We start from the raw sequence: 15,666 nt of genomic DNA, 5'->3' as shown, positions 1-15,666 counted from the left end.
GGCTAAGGTCTTAGAGTTAACGGAACACCAACCACGATAGGTTTTAAGGGAGACCACCTGCACATGAGCACTAGTCTTCTACCGGTGGGTCAGCTTTCTCCAGGTCACGATCTGGGCGGCTATATTCAAGCGGTTAACGGCATCCCCGTACTAAGCGTTGATGAAGAGCGTGAGCTTGCATTCCGCCTCCACGATGAAGGTGACTTGGAAGCAGCACGCCGTTTGGTGCTATCGCACCTGCGTTTTGTTGTGCATATTGCTCGTAGTTACTCGGGTTATGGTCTGCCACAGGCTGACCTGATTCAAGAAGGTAACGTCGGTCTGATGAAAGCCGTTAAGCGTTTCGACCCTAATCAGGGCGTTCGCTTGGTCTCATTTGCCGTGCATTGGATCAAAGCGGAAATTCACGAGTTTGTGTTGCGTAATTGGCGTATTGTCAAAATTGCCACCACGAAAGCTCAGCGCAAGCTGTTTTTTAACCTGCGTAGCGCCAAAAAACGCTTAGCCTGGCTAAACAACGATGAAGTTAACGCGATTGCGGAAGACCTCAACGTAAAGCCAGAAGTAGTGCGCGATATGGAAGGACGTCTGTCGGCTTACGATGCGGGTTTTGATGCGTCTCCTAGCGACGACGAAGAGAGCACCTATCAAGCACCGGCGTATTTTTTAGATGACGCTTCCGCTGATCCAGCGACGCTGCTGGAAGACAGCAACTTTGAGGAAGATTCAACGCGTCGCTTACAGCTAGCCTTGAAAGGCCTTGATGAGCGTTCGCGAGACATCTTGCAGCGTCGCTGGCTCACTGATAACAAAGCGACACTGCACGATCTGGCCGATGTTTATGGTGTCAGCGCTGAGCGCATTCGCCAGCTCGAAAAGAATGCGATGAAAAAACTGCGCCAAAAAATGGGCGAAGCTATCGCTGCTTAATCACGTACACATATCGGTTAAGCATAAGATAAACGCCCCGAAAGCTCTGCCTTCGGGGCGTTTTTATTGGGCGTGCATGTTGTGTCACCGCTTTCTAAGCTGGTTGTACGGCTGCTCGTAACAGCTGGCTAGACAGCAGCGCCCATTGGTCTTCCCAGTACTCGGTTGGTAAGCGCTTGAAATCACTGCGCACATACTGAGAAATACGCCCTTCAGCCTGAGCGATCAGCAGGTTGGCTGCTGCTGAAGCCGATATGCTGGTGCGCAGCCCCTCGCGCAGCTCGGCCTCCCGCAGTATCTGTTTTAGCTGGGTTTCCAGCCGTTCAAACAGTTGGTGAACGCGCTGGCGCAGCCGGGCCGTTTCGCCAGTCAGTACATCGCCTCCCAGTACCCTGGCAAGTCCAGGGTTTTTTTCGGCAAAGCCTAGAAGCAAGGCCAAGATGGTGCCGCATCGAGACGCCGCATCGGGGATATCTTCTAGGATGCGGGTAATACGCGCAAAGATGCTTTCTTCAATGAAGTCGATCAGCCCCTCAAACATGCGCGCTTTGCTGGGGAAATGCCGGTACAGCGCTGCTTCTGAGACGCCAACCTGGCGGGCAAGCGCAGCGGTTGTAATACGCTTGCCGCTATCCTCTTCCAGCATAACGGCTAACGCTTGCAGGATTTGCTCGCGGCGGCGAGGTTTTTGTTCGTCACTCATGACGTTAGCCCTCCGTCGCGGTTAACCTGCGTCAGTAATCAGGGTGCCTACCCCAGCATTGGTAAAGATTTCCAGCAAGACCGCATGGGGAACGCGGCCGTCGATAATGTGGGCGCTGTTAACGCCGCCTTTTACCGCATCTAGTGCACAACGTATTTTTGGCAACATGCCACCATAAATCGTGCCGTCGGCGATTAAGGCGTCAACTTGAGCAGTGCTTAGTCCAGTTAATACCTCTCCCTCACTGTTCATCAGGCCCGCGACGTTGGTCAATAGCATCAGTTTTTCAGCGTTGAGTGCCTCGGCCAGTTTGCCTGCCACCAAGTCGGCGTTGATGTTATAGCTGTGGCCTTCACCGTCAACGCCGATAGGTGCTATTACCGGAATGAAGTCTCTGGCGGCGAGCATCTCAATGAGGTCGGTGGAGATAGACTCCACTTCACCTACGTGGCCAATGTCGATAATTTCCGGAGCGGTCATCTCAGGACTTTGGTGCTCTACTTTTAGTTGGCGGGCGCGAATTTGCGCGCCATCTTTGCCGGTTAAACCAATGGCTTTGCCGCCGCTTTGATTGATTAGATTAACAATGCTTTTATTGACTAAGCCCCCTAGAACCATCTCCACGACGTCCATGGTTTGAGAGTCGGTCACTCGCATGCCGTTCACAAAGCGAGATTCGATATTCAGTTTTTCTAGCAGGCTGCCAATTTGTGGCCCGCCCCCATGGACGACAACCGGGTTAATACCGACCTCTTTCATTAGCACGATGTTACGCGCGAATGAATCGATCAAGGTGTCTTCAGTCATGGCGTTGCCGCCATATTTAACGACGACCGTTTTGCCCGAAAACTGCTGGATGTAGGGGAGGGCTTCTGACAATACCTCCACAACGACCTGAGGGTCGCGGCTAGTTGAACTCATGACGTTGTCCCTTTTGATTTTTTCCGTCGCTACTTTTTTATCGCGACCGTTATTACAGCGCGAGCATTGGCTTTTCCATGCGGCGTGTTGTCTAGCATTCTTATTGTGTCGCGCATTCGATTGGCACAATCACTTTTCTTCTGTTCACCCTGTCGTATCTATCCACGTTATTGAGGTTCAGGAATCATCAGCGTTGGTGAAATTTTCTCCAGCGCATTGGCAAAGCGCTGTTTTATTCGGCTAAGTGCCGCGGCATCGCTACCCTCAAAGCGCAGTACTAGCGCAGGAGTGGTGTTAGAGGCTCGGCACAGTCCCCAGCCATCGGCATAGTCCACGCGAATGCCATCAATCGTGGTTTTGATACCTTCGCCGAAGTCGCCCTCTCTAGCAAGCTTCTTGATAAGCGGAAATTTTTCTTCATCAGCGACCGCGATATTAATTTCAGGCGTGCTGATATCTTGTGGAAATTGATCAAACAGTTCATCGGCACTGCCGGGGTGGCGGGCTAGAATTTCAAGCAAGCGGGCCGCGGCGTAGAGGCCGTCGTCGAAGCCATACCAGCGCTCCTTGAAGAAAATATGCCCGCTCATTTCACCGCCCAGTTCAGCGCCGGTTTCCCGCATGCGTGCCTTGATTAGTGAATGCCCGGTGCGCCACATTTCAGGCTCGCCGCCAGCGTCGCTAATAACTCGCGCCAGGTTACCCGTGCATTTGATGTCGAAGATCACTTTGGCACCGGGGGTGCGTGACAGCATATCAGCTGCAAATACCATCAGTAGGTGGTCAGGGTAGATCATACGGCCACTTGGCGTGACAACGCCTAAACGGTCGCCGTCGCCGTCAAAAGCCAAGCCAATATCGGCACCTGTTTCCTTAACGCTGTGGATCAAGTCGCGTAGGTTTTCAGGTTTGCCTGGGTCGGGGTGGTGGTTCGGGAAGCGCCCATCAATGTCGGCGAATAATGGGGTGGTTTTTACCCCCAGGCGCTCAATAAGCTGCGGGCCCAACTCTCCGGCGACCCCGTTGCCACAATCCACAACTGCGCTCAGTGGGCGCTCGATATGGATGTCGTTAATAATTCTTTCAAGATACGCCGTGCGTAGGTCATGCTGGCGAACGCTGCCTTGGCCGCTGGTTAGGTCGTTTGCTTGGATGCGCTCATAGAGGGCGGTGATAGCATCACCGGAGAGCGTTTCACCCGCTAAGACGATTTTGAAGCCGTTGTAGTCAGGTGGATTGTGACTGCCGGTTAGCATTACCCCAGAGCAGCTTTCAGGCAGTGTGTGGGTGGCGAAATAAAGCACGGGGGTAGGCATCATGCCGATGTCTATAACGTCTCGTCCTGAGGCTGTTAGGCCGCGAATCAGCGCTGCTTGCAGGTGGGGCCCGGAAAGTCGTCCATCACGGGCAACAATGACCGTTTGCTCGCCTCGAGCGGCGGCTTCAGAACCAATAGCTCGGCCAATGAGTTCGGTGGTGGCCTCGCTCAGCGTATCGCCCACAATGCCGCGAATGTCGTAAGCACGAAATATCGACGCAGGTACGTTCATTGTCGCTCCTAGATATGCGCTAAAACAACGCTTGGCTTATTGGCTGCCTGTGCTGCCAAAACCACCGCTGCCGCGAGTGGAGTCTTCAAAGGCATCAACAATGGTAAGTTCTGCTTGCACGACAGGAACAACGACATATTGAGCGAGACGCTCAAAGGGCGATAACGTAAAGCTGCTTTGACCACGGTTCCAAACCGATACCATCAGTTCGCCCTGGTAATCAGAGTCGATGAGCCCGACGAGGTTGCCTAGCACGATACCGTGCTTATGACCTAGCCCGGAGCGAGGCAAAATCATACCCGCCAAGCTAGGGTCTTCTATGTAAATGGCAAGGCCTGTTCGCACTAACTGGCAGTCACCAGGTGCAAGCACCAGTGGTTCATCTAGCAGTGCTCGCAAATCCATCCCCGCTGAGCCTGTTGTTGCATAAGAGGGGAGGTAGTCGTGCAGGCGTTCATCCAATACTTTGCACTGCAGGCGTGGGCGAGAACCGCTCATGATAATTCTCCGGAGGATTGAGAGGATAATTGAGAAGGTGGTTGAGATGGCCGTTGAGAAGGCAGTAGTGATAGTGCGTGACGAATAATTAGCGCGGCTAGCTGGGTTTTAGGCTGAGGTGGGGCTTCCCGTTGATTGGTTCCCGTCGCAGAGCGCCACAGCAGCAGAGCGGCATTGTTATCGCTGCCAAAACCGAGCCCCTGCTGGGAAACGTCGTTGGCTACGATCATATCTAGCCCTTTGCGGGTCAATTTATCTTCTGCATAGCGAGCGACATCCTGAGTCTCGGCGGCGAAGCCCACCACAAAAGGGCGTTGGTTAGTAGGCAGTGCGGAAACATCGGCAATAATGTCAGGATTCTTGACCAGCGTAAGCGTTAGCGTATCGCTGTCGTCGGTTTTTTTGATTTTGTGCTCGGCAGCGCTGGCAGCGCGGTAGTCAGCGACCGCAGCGCAGCCAATAAATAGGCCAGCATGGGGGGCGAGTGTTAACGCTTCGTGATGCATTTGTGCAGCGGTTTCCACATCGATGCGTTCAACGCCGAGAGGAGTGGGGAGATTAACTGGGCCGCTTATCAGCGTCACCCGTGCTCCTTGGGCGGCAGCTTCAGCGGCCAGTGCATAACCCATTTTCCCTGAGCTGTGATTGGATAGATAGCGCACGGGATCTAGCGCCTCGCGGGTGGGACCTGCAGTAATCACTACGTGCGGCGCAGAGGCTGATGCTGGTGATTTGGCAGCAGAAGCAAAATGCTGTGCTAAGAAATCAACAACAACCTCTGGTTCGCTCATTCGCCCAGGACCGATGTCGCCACAAGCTTGGTCACCAGCCGCTGGCCCGATCAACTGCCAGCCATCGCTGTCTAGCTGAGAGACGTTGCGTTGGGTTGCAGGGTGTCGCCACATGGCCTGATTCATGGCCGGTGCAATCAACTTGGGTGCTTCACAGGCTAGGCACAGAGTGGTTAGCAAGTCGTCAGCCATGCCATGCACTAATCGGGCGATCAAATCAGCCGTTGCTGGGGCAATCAATACGGCATCTGCCCAGCGGGCCAGCTCAATATGCCCCATGCCAGCCTCTGCTTCAGGATCAAGCAACGAGGTGCGTACCGGCTCCCCTGAAAGCGCCTGAAGCGTTAACGGCGTAATAAACGCTTGAGCACCCTCGGTCATTACCACGCGAACCTCACAGCCAGCTTGCTTAAGTAACCGAACAATCAGCGCGCTTTTATAAGCCGCAATGCCGGCACTAATGCCAAGCAGCAGGCGCTTACCAGCAAGTGACGTTAACGGGGATGGCGATAATAAGGCCATGATGGGTAGTCCCATGTAGCGTTTGTTAAAGGTGAGTACCATACCATTTGACGGGTTATTTTGGCATGCTCAAGCAGCAGTTGGAAAAGCCAGTTTGGGTGGGCGTAGTAGCAAACGCGGACGGTGCTATCAGAGGTGGGCAAGGAGGCGGCGATGGGGATTAATCACTGGCCGGAAGGTGAGCGGCCACGCGAGAAGTTATTGAACATGGGGGTGCAGGCGCTTTCAGATGCCGAGCTACTGGCCATTTTTTTGCGAGTAGGCGTGCAGGGGCGCTCTGCAGTGGATCTGGCACGGGATCTGTTGGCCAGTTTCGGTGGATTGAGGCAGCTTTTGGAGGCGGATCAGGATCAGTTTTGTGCGGCTCGAGGGCTTGGTAGTGCGAAATTTGCCCAGCTTCAGGCGACCCTGGAGCTTTCTAGGCGTCATTTGGCGAGCCAGCTTGCCCGTGGCAATGCGCTCACATCGCCGTCGCTTGTGCGTCATTACTTAAGCTCCCAGCTTCGTCATCTGGGTCATGAAGAGTTTGCCGTGCTTTTTTTAGATACACAGCATCGAATTATTCGCTATGAATCCCTGTTTCGCGGTACCCTAGACAGCGCATCCGTTTACCCCCGCGAAGTAGCCAAGCGTGCACTTGAATTACACGCTGGTGCTGTCATCCTGGCTCACAACCACCCATCGGGTGTTGCTGAACCAAGCGATGCTGATCGACGTATTACTGAACGTCTAAAAGATGCCCTTGCACTCTTCGATGTGCGAGTGCTTGATCATTTCGTGGTGGGGGACGGTAACGTGGTTTCGTTTGCCGAGCGCGGTTGGCTATAGCAATTAATCAAAATGGTGCGACGTCAAAATCTCGTCGTTTACCTAAGTAAATTGTCCAAAAGATGCCTTTTTTGGCATTTTGGGGCGTTTTTGCTTGCTGGTAGCCGGGTGCTCTGGTATAAAGTGCCACCTTTAAACTTGGGTTGAATAACGGATTTGGGTACAGCTAGGCAGTTAACTGCGTCGACTCCCTCCCTGCTCCGGTTTGCCCGACAGTTTTGAACAACTCGCCAAGCGGTTGGAGGCTCTCATGTCCAAAGTATGTCAGGTTACCGGCAAGCGTCCGGTAACTGGTAATAACGTTTCTCACTCCCAGCGTAAGACGCGTCGTCGTTTCTTGCCGAACCTGCACACCCATCGTTTTTGGGTTGAATCTGAAAACCGCTTCGTCAAGCTGCGCGTTTCCTCTAAAGGAATGCGTATCATCGACAAGAAAGGTATCGAAACGGTTCTGGCTGATATCCGCAAACGCGGCGACGCCATCTAAGCTAGCATTTTGGGAGAGTTAAACCATGCGCGATAAGATCAAGCTGGTGTCTAGTGCCGGTACAGGCCACTTCTACACCACTGATAAGAACAAGCGGAATACACCGGATAAGTTCGAATTCAAGAAATACGACCCGGTCGTCCGTAAGCACGTTATCTACAAGGAAGCTAAGATCAAGTAATCGCGATTACAATGATCGGCTTTCACCGCAGGCGAGCGCCTGTTGAAAAACCCGGCCCTAAGCCGGGTTTTTGCATGCCCGGTATTTAGCCGCTTACTTTGTAGGTTGGCGGTATCTGTCCCTACGCTTCGGCACCGCTTAGGCGACAGAATGGTTGTCACGGTGCTGTCATCATAGACTTTCATCATGCCCGAATTGCCTGAAGTTGAAACGACGCGACGCGGCATTGCCCCCTATTTAGAAGGGCAAGAGATTACCGAGGTGCTGGTGCGCCAGACCCGGTTACGCGTGCCGGTGCCCGAAGATCTAGCCGAGCGGCTAGTAGGAGCTAGGGTTGGCGTATTAAAGCGTCGCGCTAAGTACCTACAAATTCCCGTGGCGACACTTGAAGGTGAGGCCACGCTGTTGTGGCATCTGGGCATGTCGGGCAGCCTAAGGATTGCAAACGTCGGCGATTTGCCTAAAAAGCATGATCATGTTGACGTGGTGACGGCCAAGGGAAATGTGCTGCGCTACCATGACCCGCGTCGCTTTGGTTTTGTTGACTGGCAGCAGGGCGATGGCAGCTTGGATAAGCGCCTTGCGCACCTTGGTCCTGAGCCGTTGGATGACGCGTTTAACGGTCGCTGGCTCTATAACGCATCGCGTAATAAACGCGTTGCGGTAAAGCCTTTTTTAATGGATAACCGCGTGGTGGTCGGTGCGGGTAATATTTACGCTGCCGAAGCGCTATTTATGGCGGGCATTGATCCCCGACGTGCCGCTGGGAAAATTTCCCTGGCCCGTTACCAGCAGCTAGCCGCGGCGGTTAAAGAGGTGCTGGCGGCAGCGATTACCCAAGGTGGCACCACGCTGCGGGATTTTGTCAGTGGGCAGGGCGAGCCAGGTTACTTTGCCCAGCAACTGAATGTATATGGGCGCCATGGGCAGCCTTGCCTGCGCTGTGGCGTTGAGCTGCGTCGTATCACTCTAGGCCAGCGGGCCAGCGTGTTTTGCCCTGGTTGTCAGCGTTAGCGGCCGCTCTTTGATATTAACTGTTTTGCCTATGCTTTCAGAGTCTATGTGCTTTGTAAGATTGCTCTTTTGGAGATTGTTGTGACTCAACGCCTGCGCCTGAATAAAAATGCCGATCGCCGCCTGAAGGCGGGCCATCTATGGATCTACTCCAACGAGGTAGATATCAAAGAGACGCCACTAAAAAACTTTGCGGCTGGTGAGCCTGCGTTAGTTGAAGCTTCCAATGGCAAAACCCTTGGCGTCGCTTACATTAATCCGCACTCGCTGATTTGTGGTCGGGTGATGTCGCGTGACCCAGAAATGCGCCTAGATCGCTCGTTATTCGTACACCGCTTCAACCAAGCGTTGGCGCTGCGTGAGCGTCTGTTCGATAAACCTTTTTACCGTTTGATCCACGGTGAAGGTGACCTGTTACCGGGCTTGGTGATTGACCGTTTCGGTGATGTGCTGGTGGTGCAGTTGAATACCGCAGGTATGCAAGCGTTGGCGGAAGATATTGTCGATGCGCTGGAAAAAGTTGTTAAGCCTAATGCCATCGTGTTCCGTAATGATACGGGCGGCCGTCGCCAGGAAGGCCTAGAAGCCCACGTTGAAGTGGTCAAAGGCACACTTCCTGACGAGGTTCTACTGGAAGAGAATGGGGTTACCTTTGCAGTGCCTGTTCTGAATGGCCAAAAGACAGGATGGTTCTACGACCATCGCGTCAACCGCGCATGGCTGAACAGCCAAGTGGCGGGCAAGCGCGTGCTGGATGTGTTCAGTTACGTGGGCGGCTGGGGTGTTCAGGCGGCTGCGAGCGGTGCCTCGGAAGTGTTGTGTGTCGATGCTTCTGCCTCAGCGCTAGATCAGGTGGCACGCAATGCTGAGTTAAATGGTGTGCAGGAGCAGGTCGCAGTAGCCGAAGGCGATGCCTTTGAAGCGTTAGCGGCACTGAAAGCCGACGGCGAACAATTTGATGTGGTCATTCTTGATCCGCCTGCGTTTATCAAAAAGCGCAAGGATATCCCTAATGGTGAGCGTGCTTACGCACGACTAAACCGTGAAGCGATGCGGCTATTGGGCCGCGATGGCTTGCTGTTGTCAGCCTCGTGTTCCATGCACCTCGCTCCTGAGCGTTTGGTGGATGTGGTTCGTGGTGCCGTTCGCCACCAAGACCGTCATGGCCAGGTGATTTTTCAGGGGCATCAGGGCCCCGATCACCCCGTTCATCCGGCTATCCCGGAAACCTCGTATCTGAAGGCGCTGGGCGTGCGGGTATTCCGCGACTAGGCCAAAGACGCTGCTTGGCAAACATTTGCAAGGCAAGAAGTAGCATCAAGGAGTCACCGCAAGGAGTAGCGTTATGGAGTGGGCACTGCCAAACCCTTTTGTGATCGATCTTCAGGTGACGCCGGAGGCCATTGACGCTTACCGGCATGTCAATAACAGCGAGTATTTACGCTGGGTTGAGCAGATCAGTTGGGCCCACTCCGAAGCCTTGGGGCTATCCCTTGAGCGCTATCAGTCCCTAGACCGTGCCATGGTCGTCCATCGTCATGAGTTGGACTATCTGGCACCCGCCTTTGTCGACGATAAGTTGCAACTGGCGACGTGGATTGTTGCCTGCGATGGCCGTTTTAGTTTGACCCGCCGGTTCCAGCTTAAGCGCGTGGGGAGTGGCAAGACGTTGCTAAATGCTCGCACCAGGTTTGCCTGTGTGGCGCTTAGCAGCGGGCGGCCCACGCGGCTGCCTGATGAGTACCAGCGCATTTACGGTGGTGCGGTGGTGGCGGAGTAGCTAATGCTAAAATGCCGTCGATTTTTTCGCTGATTTTCGTTAAACGCTAGATTCTTCTCCCAAAAAACGCCCTAGCCGGCGTTTTTTTTGTTTTTCTTGCTTGAGGTGGTGGTTAGTGCCAGCTGTGCTGTAATTTGCTTAATAGCGCTTATTGATGGCCTGGCTCTAACGGCTAGGTGGTAAAGATAGGTGGTAAAGATAGGTAGTAAAGATAGGTAGTAAAGATAGGTAGTAAAGATGAGGCGCTGACTATCTAGCAGTTGAGATTTAGCACTAACAATCAATAGAGAAGGAAAACGCTAATGAAAATCGCCGTCCCAAAAGAGATCAAAAACCACGAGTATCGGGTGGCACTCACTCCGACAGGTGCACGGGAGCTAGTAGGGCGTGGCCACTCGGTAAGCGTGCAGGCAGCTGCAGGAGAAGGAGCCGGATTTAGCGACAGCGACTATGAAGCCGCAGGCGCCCAGGTGGAAGCTAATGTAGATGCGTTGTGGCAAAGCGCCGAGCTGATTCTCAAGGTAAAAGAGCCTCAGGCCGAAGAAGTGGCGCGTCTAACCGCCAACCAAACGCTGTTCACCTACTTGCACTTGGCCGCTGAGGAAAAATTAACCCAAGGGCTGATGGCCAGCGGTGCTACCTGCATTGCCTATGAAACCATCACCGATGCAAAAGGTGGGCTACCGCTGCTCGCGCCGATGAGCACGGTTGCTGGGCGCATGGCCGTCCAGGCAGGTGCGCATAGCCTGGAAAAAGCCCAAGGTGGCTCCGGCGTGCTATTGCCTGGTGTGCCAGGCGTTGCGCCGGGTAAAGTTACCGTGATTGGCGGTGGTGTTGTTGGTGAAAACGCCGCCCGTATGGCGTTAGGGTTGGGTGCTGAGGTGGCCATTCTGGACAAGTCGATTGCTCGCTTAGAGGTGCTGGACGATCGTTACCAGGGGCGCATCAAAACGGTTTACTCAACGGCGGACGCCCTTGATCAGGCAGCTAAAGAGTCCGATATGATCATTGGCGCCGTACTTATCCCCGGAGCCGCTGCTCCCAAGTTGATTACCCGTGCCATGCTGGCCGATATGAAGCCGGGCAGTGTATTGGTAGACGTAGCCATCGATCAGGGCGGCTGTTTTGAAACCAGCAAGCCTACGACGCATGCCGAGCCGACCTATATTGTGGATGGCATCGTTCATTACTGTGTGGCCAATATGCCTGGCGCGGTGGCGCGGACATCTACTTTGGGTCTTACCAATGCCACCTTGCCGTTTGTACTGGCGCTGGCTGATAAAGGCTGGCAACAGGCGCTTAAAGACGACCCACACTTCCTGCCCGGGCTCAACGTCCATAATGGTCAAGTGACTTATCAGGCTGTTGCCGATGCTTTTGGACTCAAGAGCATCGACCCAGCGAGTGCAGTGGCATGATAATCGGTACGTCAATTAGTAGTAGGTGATACTACTGTTACCCGGGTGGTGCTGCTAGTGGTGGTGCTAATAGTGAGGGGGCACTTCGTCTTCTGGGCGGGTATCTCCCTGTGAGTCACCCGCCTGGAGTGCCTGATACTGCTCGCGCAAGCGGTCACGCATCAGCGTGCTCAGTTGCTCCAGCTTTTCTAGCCGACGCTCTTGCTGAGCAACCGCTTGGTCAAGGGTGTCTAGCCAATGCTCTTGGTAAGCCAGTCGACTCTCTAAAGATTCAAGAAGTTGAGTTAGCTCTGCAGGCGATAATTCGTTTGTCATGATAACATCGTGACCTTGTGTAGTATGCTCGGTACTGTTAGGAATGGGCCTAGTTGGCCGAGTATTGTCCTTCGTCTGTTACCCATACAACAAGAGAGCTTTTATCATCTATGAATCCAAAAGTTGTTTTTCGCTGTTTCTTCATCAGTGTTTTACTTGCCGCCCCCACGCCACTTCTTCTGGCGGGGATTGTTCATTTAACGAATGCACCGCTTGCTGAGCAGTGGCTGGCTGAGCTTGCCATCAGCGGGGTAAGTGGTGTGTATATTGCCGCTGCTCTGGGATGTTTTATTGCGTTATTTATAGGTACTTTAGCCGCTGCTGCTCTGGCGCCGCCTATGGTAGTGAAAGCTGATGTTTCTCGAGCTAAATCTGCGCCGCGTCAGCCTCAAGCGGTACCTGAAGTGGAAGATGATGAAGAGGAAGATATCATCGACCCCAATGATGGTCGCGAAGAGGGCGAAGTAAAGTGGTTTAACACCAATAAAGGTTACGGCTTTATTACCCGGGATAATGGCGAGGATGTGTTTGTTCACTTTCGTGCTATTCGTGGTCGTGGCCCGCGTATGCTTGCTGAAGGACAGATTGTTCGCTATCACGTGATTAAGAATGACCGTGGCCTTCAGGCAGACGACGTTAGTATTATTGAGTAGCTTTGATTGAATCGCTTTGATTGAATCGCTTTGATTGAATCGCGCTAGCATCGTCAACTGCTGAAAAACAAGACCCCGCTAAGCGGGGTCTTGTGCGTTTAACGGCCTGAATCAGGCCATTCAATGGCTCTTTCCTGGCCCCCTGGCAATACTTGCCAGAAGCGGTCAGGGTCATCGCCGGGGTGCCAGCCACCTAACGAGCAGCGAACCTCGGTCTGTAAAGCTTCGGCGGCGTGCTGAGCGCACTCTTGGTCGGTGTGCCACGGGGTGTGGTGGCTATCAAACCACAAGCTGGCAAAACCATCGGCTGCTTTGTCCACCAATAGTACGGGCACAGCTTCACCTTGATGGTGGCCGCGAGTCTTCCATTTACCCTTGCCGGCTGGGCTAAGGGGCGGTGCATCGAGAGCTTCGCTTAGCCACGCATTGAGCTTATCTATCGCTACGCTGGCAAGGTATACCTCGATATCCGGAAACCGCTCCATCATACGCTCACCTCGTCGTCCGTTAACAAGGCTTGAAGCGTTGCCTCATAAATGCGGCTTAGTTCATCCAAGTCACTGGCGCGCACGCGCTCATTCACTTTATGAATAGTGTCATTAAGCGGGCCAAGCTCGACCACTTGGGCGCCAAGTGTCGCGATGAAGCGACCATCCGAGGTGCCGCCGCTGGTCGAAAGTGCAGGGCGCTCGCCGGTAACGGCTTCTACACCGCGAATGGCAGCATCGACTAATTCGCCTTCTGCGGTCAGGAATGGTTCGCCATTGAGCGTCCAATCGATGTGGTACTCAAGGCCATGCTGATCCAAAATCGACTCGGTGCGGCTTCTTAGCATCTCATGGGTAACTTCCGTGGAATAGCGGAAGTTAAACACGACCTCTACTTCACCTGGAATAACGTTAGTGGCCCCGGTGCCCGCGCGAAAATTAGATATCTGGAAGCTGGTGGCAGGGAAGAAGTCATTGCCCGCATCCCAGTGCTCGTTAACCAACGCATCCAGTGCGGGCATCGCTTGGTGAATAGGGTTGCGCGCAAGGTGTGGGTAGGCCACATGACCCTGAATCCCTTTGAGATGTAGAACGCCGCCCAATGACCCGCGGCGTCCGTTTTTAATCATATCGCCCAGTCGTGAGGTCGACGAGGGTTCACCGACAATACAGTAGTCCAAGCGCTCGTTGCGTTCGCGTAAATGCTCAACCACTGCGCTGGTGCCATCGATGGCAGGGCCTTCCTCATCGGATGTGATTAAAAACGCAATGCGGCCATCGTGCTCTGGATGGGTGGCCACAAAGCGCTCAACGGCAGTGAGCATCGCCGCTAGGCTGCCCTTCATGTCTGCTGCGCCTCGCCCACAGAGCATGCCGTGCTCATCAATACACGGCTCAAACGGTGGGAATTCCCAGTTCGTGTGGGGGCCGCTGGGCACAACGTCAGTGTGGCCAGCAAAGGCTAATACGGGGCCATGATGGCCTCTTATTGCCCAGAAATTTTTGACATCGCCAAACGGCAGTTGCTCGATATGAAAACCGAGCGCTGTTAAGCGCTCGATCATGAGTTCCTGGCAGCCTTCGTCATCCGGCGTTACTGACGCCCGGCTAAGTAGCTCAAACGCGAGCTGCAACGTGGGCGACAGCGTTTCAGGCTCAGTTATGGGCATGCAGTGCCTCGTTCAGCGCAATGGCGCTTTTATTCGTCAGGCACTCAATACGGCCATTTTGTGAATTGCGACGCAGCAATAAGTCATCTTGGCCTGCTAACTCGCGTGCTGCCACGGTGTTAACTTCTTGTTTCTGATCGTCGAGCAGAGTAACTTTCGAGCCCGCGGTAATATATAAGCCCGCTTCTACGGTGCAGCGGTCACCTAGCGGAATACCGATGCCTGCATTAGCGCCAATCAGGCAGCCTTCGCCAACCTTGATAATGATATTACCGCCGCCAGAGAGCGTTCCCATGGTGGAGCAGCCGCCACCCAGGTCGGAGCCTTTGCCGACCATGACGCCAGCAGAAATGCGCCCTTCAATCATGCCGGGGCCTTCAGTACCTGCGTTGAAGTTGACGAAGCCTTCATGCATTACCGTGGTGCCTTCACCCAGGTAAGCGCCCAGGCGCACGCGAGCAGTGTCGCCAATGCGGATGCCGGTGGGTACCACGTAATCGGTCATTTTGGGGAATTTATCGACGCAGTCGACTGACAGCGCGCGACCCGCTAAACGCGCTTTAAGACGGCGGGCGGGCAGCTCTTCAATATCAATCGCGCCTTCGTTGGTCCAGGCGATGTTGCGCAGCAGGCCAAACATTCCCGTCAGATCCAAGCCGTGAGGCTTCACTAAGCGGTGAGAGAGCAAGTGCAGCTTTAAGTAAACTTCAGGAACGGTCTGCGGTGCCTGATCGCTTTCTAAAAACATCGCGACCAGGGGGCGATGGCTGGCGGCGAATGATTCGGCGAGTGCTGCCTGCTCAGAGTGACCAGCAGCTTCCAATGCTTTGGCCAAGCGCGTGCAATCTTCGGGCAGGAAACTGATTGCCGTATTGCCAGCGGGGGCGTCTAACGCCTCTTTGGCTGCGGCTACCAAGCTGTCTGCAGGATTAAACAGTGGTGCTGGGTAGTAGATTTCTAACCAGTCGCCCTGTGTGTTTTGGGTGCCGATTCCAAGCGCGAAGCTCAGCATAACGCGTCTTCCTTTAAAGTTTTGAATAACAATCAGTTGTTAGGGTTCAGTGGTATGTTAGCCGCTGAGAGAGTCGTAATCGCCGTCGCGGTAGCCCACTAAAATAGTGTCGTCATCAACTTCTAGCAGTGGTCTTTTGAGCAGCGTGGGCTGTTCAAGCACTAGCCTGCGGGCAGAGGTAGCATCCAGGCTGTCTTTTTCTTCCTGGGGTAAATCACGCCATGTTTTGCTGCGCTTATTAAGCGCTTCTAATAGCGGTACGCGCTCAAGAATGTGCTCAAGTAAGCCGGCTGAAAGACCATCTTTACGCAGGTCATGGGTCTTGAAAGGGATACCTTTCTCTTCAAGTACGTTGCGTGCTTTGCGGCAGGTGTCGCATGTGTTGATGATATAGAGTGTCAGCATA

19 protein-coding genes are annotated in these 15,666 nt (G+C 53.9%); 9 read left to right on the top strand and 10 right to left on the bottom strand.

Translation table 11 applies throughout. The features are described from left to right. Window positions 1-63 precede the first annotated feature (63 nt). Window positions 64-930 carry an RNA polymerase sigma factor RpoH gene (gene rpoH / locus K7H08_RS13835; RefSeq protein WP_038481065.1) on the top strand — a complete coding sequence of 289 codons (867 nt, stop codon included), beginning with the start codon at window positions 64-66 and terminating at the stop codon, window positions 928-930. A gap of 94 nt (window positions 931-1,024) precedes the next feature. Here rpoH and slmA read toward each other — a convergent pair whose 3' ends face one another. From slmA to coaBC, 5 genes are all read right to left on the bottom strand, one after another. After that, window positions 1,025-1,633 carry a nucleoid occlusion factor SlmA gene (gene slmA / locus K7H08_RS13830; RefSeq protein WP_095602789.1) on the bottom strand — a complete coding sequence of 203 codons (609 nt, stop codon included), beginning with the start codon at window positions 1,631-1,633 and terminating at the stop codon, window positions 1,025-1,027. A gap of 21 nt (window positions 1,634-1,654) precedes the next feature. After that, window positions 1,655-2,554, bottom strand: coding sequence for an acetylglutamate kinase (gene argB / locus K7H08_RS13825; RefSeq protein WP_009724121.1), 900 nt, complete (start codon window positions 2,552-2,554; stop codon window positions 1,655-1,657). A 167-nt stretch (window positions 2,555-2,721) separates the two neighbouring features. After that, window positions 2,722-4,104 carry a phosphomannomutase/phosphoglucomutase gene (locus K7H08_RS13820; protein WP_231658274.1) on the bottom strand — a complete coding sequence of 461 codons (1,383 nt, stop codon included), beginning with the start codon at window positions 4,102-4,104 and terminating at the stop codon, window positions 2,722-2,724. 36 nt (window positions 4,105-4,140) lie between these two features. Beyond that, window positions 4,141-4,602: a dUTP diphosphatase gene (dut, locus tag K7H08_RS13815; protein ID WP_038481077.1), complete on the bottom strand. Its 462-nt coding sequence runs from the start codon at window positions 4,600-4,602 to the stop codon at window positions 4,141-4,143. Next, window positions 4,599-5,915 carry a bifunctional phosphopantothenoylcysteine decarboxylase/phosphopantothenate--cysteine ligase CoaBC gene (gene coaBC / locus K7H08_RS13810; protein ID WP_231658273.1) on the bottom strand — a complete coding sequence of 439 codons (1,317 nt, stop codon included), beginning with the start codon at window positions 5,913-5,915 and terminating at the stop codon, window positions 4,599-4,601. The genes dut and coaBC overlap by 4 nt, the downstream gene beginning before the upstream one ends. A gap of 153 nt (window positions 5,916-6,068) precedes the next feature. Here coaBC and radC point away from each other — a divergent pair, with 153 nt between their 5' ends. The 7 genes from radC (at window position 6,069) to ald (ending at window position 11,623) form a co-directional block, all read left to right on the top strand. Further along, window positions 6,069-6,743: a RadC family protein gene (radC, locus tag K7H08_RS13805; RefSeq protein WP_089039238.1), complete on the top strand. Its 675-nt coding sequence runs from the start codon at window positions 6,069-6,071 to the stop codon at window positions 6,741-6,743. 250 nt (window positions 6,744-6,993) lie between these two features. Further along, window positions 6,994-7,230 carry a 50S ribosomal protein L28 gene (gene rpmB, locus K7H08_RS13800; RefSeq protein WP_038481085.1) on the top strand — a complete coding sequence of 79 codons (237 nt, stop codon included), beginning with the start codon at window positions 6,994-6,996 and terminating at the stop codon, window positions 7,228-7,230. A 25-nt stretch (window positions 7,231-7,255) separates the two neighbouring features. Next, a complete protein-coding gene (gene rpmG / locus K7H08_RS13795; protein WP_009098622.1) occupies window positions 7,256-7,411 on the top strand; it encodes a 50S ribosomal protein L33 in 156 nt (51 codons plus the stop codon). A 186-nt stretch (window positions 7,412-7,597) separates the two neighbouring features. Beyond that, on the top strand, window positions 7,598-8,425 hold the full coding sequence (gene mutM / locus K7H08_RS13790) for a bifunctional DNA-formamidopyrimidine glycosylase/DNA-(apurinic or apyrimidinic site) lyase (protein WP_231658272.1): 828 nt from the start codon (window positions 7,598-7,600) through the stop codon (window positions 8,423-8,425). An 81-nt stretch (window positions 8,426-8,506) separates the two neighbouring features. Further along, window positions 8,507-9,697 carry a class I SAM-dependent rRNA methyltransferase gene (locus K7H08_RS13785; protein ID WP_038481093.1) on the top strand — a complete coding sequence of 397 codons (1,191 nt, stop codon included), beginning with the start codon at window positions 8,507-8,509 and terminating at the stop codon, window positions 9,695-9,697. A gap of 73 nt (window positions 9,698-9,770) precedes the next feature. Further along, window positions 9,771-10,205 carry an acyl-CoA thioesterase gene (locus K7H08_RS13780; protein WP_231658271.1) on the top strand — a complete coding sequence of 145 codons (435 nt, stop codon included), beginning with the start codon at window positions 9,771-9,773 and terminating at the stop codon, window positions 10,203-10,205. 302 nt (window positions 10,206-10,507) lie between these two features. After that, complete coding sequence (gene ald / locus K7H08_RS13775; protein ID WP_231658270.1) at window positions 10,508-11,623, top strand: alanine dehydrogenase; 1,116 nt, start codon at window positions 10,508-10,510, stop codon at window positions 11,621-11,623. A gap of 66 nt (window positions 11,624-11,689) precedes the next feature. Here ald and K7H08_RS13770 read toward each other — a convergent pair whose 3' ends face one another. Continuing rightward, window positions 11,690-11,938 carry a SlyX family protein gene (locus tag K7H08_RS13770; RefSeq protein ID WP_038481102.1) on the bottom strand — a complete coding sequence of 83 codons (249 nt, stop codon included), beginning with the start codon at window positions 11,936-11,938 and terminating at the stop codon, window positions 11,690-11,692. Window positions 11,939-12,048: 110 nt separating this feature from the next. Here K7H08_RS13770 and K7H08_RS18430 point away from each other — a divergent pair, with 110 nt between their 5' ends. Then, the gene (locus K7H08_RS18430; protein ID WP_269438908.1) at window positions 12,049-12,591 is read left to right on the top strand and encodes a cold-shock protein; all 543 of its coding nucleotides are present in this window, start codon (window positions 12,049-12,051) and stop codon (window positions 12,589-12,591) included. Window positions 12,592-12,689: 98 nt separating this feature from the next. Here the strand turns inward: K7H08_RS18430 and K7H08_RS13760 are convergent, their stop codons facing one another. From K7H08_RS13760 to K7H08_RS13745, 4 genes are read right to left on the bottom strand one after another with little or no spacing between them, the layout of a single operon-like run. Continuing rightward, entirely contained in the window at window positions 12,690-13,079 is a 390-nt protein-coding gene (locus K7H08_RS13760; RefSeq protein ID WP_038481108.1) for a hypothetical protein, read from the bottom strand. Further along, window positions 13,076-14,248: a succinyl-diaminopimelate desuccinylase gene (gene dapE / locus K7H08_RS13755; protein ID WP_038481111.1), complete on the bottom strand. Its 1,173-nt coding sequence runs from the start codon at window positions 14,246-14,248 to the stop codon at window positions 13,076-13,078. Before dapE ends, K7H08_RS13760 begins: the two co-directional genes overlap by 4 nt. Next, a complete protein-coding gene (gene dapD / locus K7H08_RS13750) occupies window positions 14,235-15,260 on the bottom strand; it encodes a 2,3,4,5-tetrahydropyridine-2,6-dicarboxylate N-succinyltransferase (protein ID WP_038481114.1) in 1,026 nt (341 codons plus the stop codon). Before dapD ends, dapE begins: the two co-directional genes overlap by 14 nt. Window positions 15,261-15,317: 57 nt before the next feature. Next, window positions 15,318-15,665, bottom strand: a complete 348-nt coding sequence (locus K7H08_RS13745; protein ID WP_038481117.1) for a Spx/MgsR family RNA polymerase-binding regulatory protein — start codon at window positions 15,663-15,665, stop codon at window positions 15,318-15,320. Between the last annotated feature and the right edge of the window lies 1 nt (window position 15,666).

Source organism: Halomonas sp. IOP_6 (genome assembly GCF_021151565.1).
GTDB classification, from domain to species: domain Bacteria; phylum Pseudomonadota; class Gammaproteobacteria; order Pseudomonadales; family Halomonadaceae; genus Vreelandella; species Vreelandella alkaliphila.
This window is presented reverse-complemented; position numbering and strand designations above follow the sequence as displayed.

Bases quoted from the DNA above. Each gene is read 5' to 3' on its own strand.
- rpoH (WP_038481065.1), top strand. From the start codon at position 64: ATGAGCACTAGTCTTCTACCGGTGGGTCAGCTTTCTCCAGGTCACGAT.
- slmA (WP_095602789.1), bottom strand. From the start codon at position 1,633: ATGAGTGACGAACAAAAACCTCGCCGCCGCGAGCAAATCCTGCAAGCG.
- argB (WP_009724121.1), bottom strand. From the start codon at position 2,554: ATGAGTTCAACTAGCCGCGACCCTCAGGTCGTTGTGGAGGTATTGTCA.
- K7H08_RS13820 (WP_231658274.1), bottom strand. From the start codon at position 4,104: ATGAACGTACCTGCGTCGATATTTCGTGCTTACGACATTCGCGGCATT.
- dut (WP_038481077.1), bottom strand. From the start codon at position 4,602: ATGAGCGGTTCTCGCCCACGCCTGCAGTGCAAAGTATTGGATGAACGC.
- coaBC (WP_231658273.1), bottom strand. From the start codon at position 5,915: ATGGCCTTATTATCGCCATCCCCGTTAACGTCACTTGCTGGTAAGCGC.
- radC (WP_089039238.1), top strand. From the start codon at position 6,069: ATGGGGATTAATCACTGGCCGGAAGGTGAGCGGCCACGCGAGAAGTTA.
- rpmB (WP_038481085.1), top strand. From the start codon at position 6,994: ATGTCCAAAGTATGTCAGGTTACCGGCAAGCGTCCGGTAACTGGTAAT.
- rpmG (WP_009098622.1), top strand. From the start codon at position 7,256: ATGCGCGATAAGATCAAGCTGGTGTCTAGTGCCGGTACAGGCCACTTC.
- mutM (WP_231658272.1), top strand. From the start codon at position 7,598: ATGCCCGAATTGCCTGAAGTTGAAACGACGCGACGCGGCATTGCCCCC.
- K7H08_RS13780 (WP_231658271.1), top strand. From the start codon at position 9,771: ATGGAGTGGGCACTGCCAAACCCTTTTGTGATCGATCTTCAGGTGACG.
- ald (WP_231658270.1), top strand. From the start codon at position 10,508: ATGAAAATCGCCGTCCCAAAAGAGATCAAAAACCACGAGTATCGGGTG.
- K7H08_RS13770 (WP_038481102.1), bottom strand. From the start codon at position 11,938: ATGACAAACGAATTATCGCCTGCAGAGCTAACTCAACTTCTTGAATCT.
- K7H08_RS18430 (WP_269438908.1), top strand. From the start codon at position 12,049: ATGAATCCAAAAGTTGTTTTTCGCTGTTTCTTCATCAGTGTTTTACTT.
- K7H08_RS13760 (WP_038481108.1), bottom strand. From the start codon at position 13,079: ATGATGGAGCGGTTTCCGGATATCGAGGTATACCTTGCCAGCGTAGCG.
- dapE (WP_038481111.1), bottom strand. From the start codon at position 14,248: ATGCCCATAACTGAGCCTGAAACGCTGTCGCCCACGTTGCAGCTCGCG.
- dapD (WP_038481114.1), bottom strand. From the start codon at position 15,260: ATGCTGAGCTTCGCGCTTGGAATCGGCACCCAAAACACACAGGGCGAC.
- K7H08_RS13745 (WP_038481117.1), bottom strand. From the start codon at position 15,665: ATGCTGACACTCTATATCATCAACACATGCGACACCTGCCGCAAAGCA.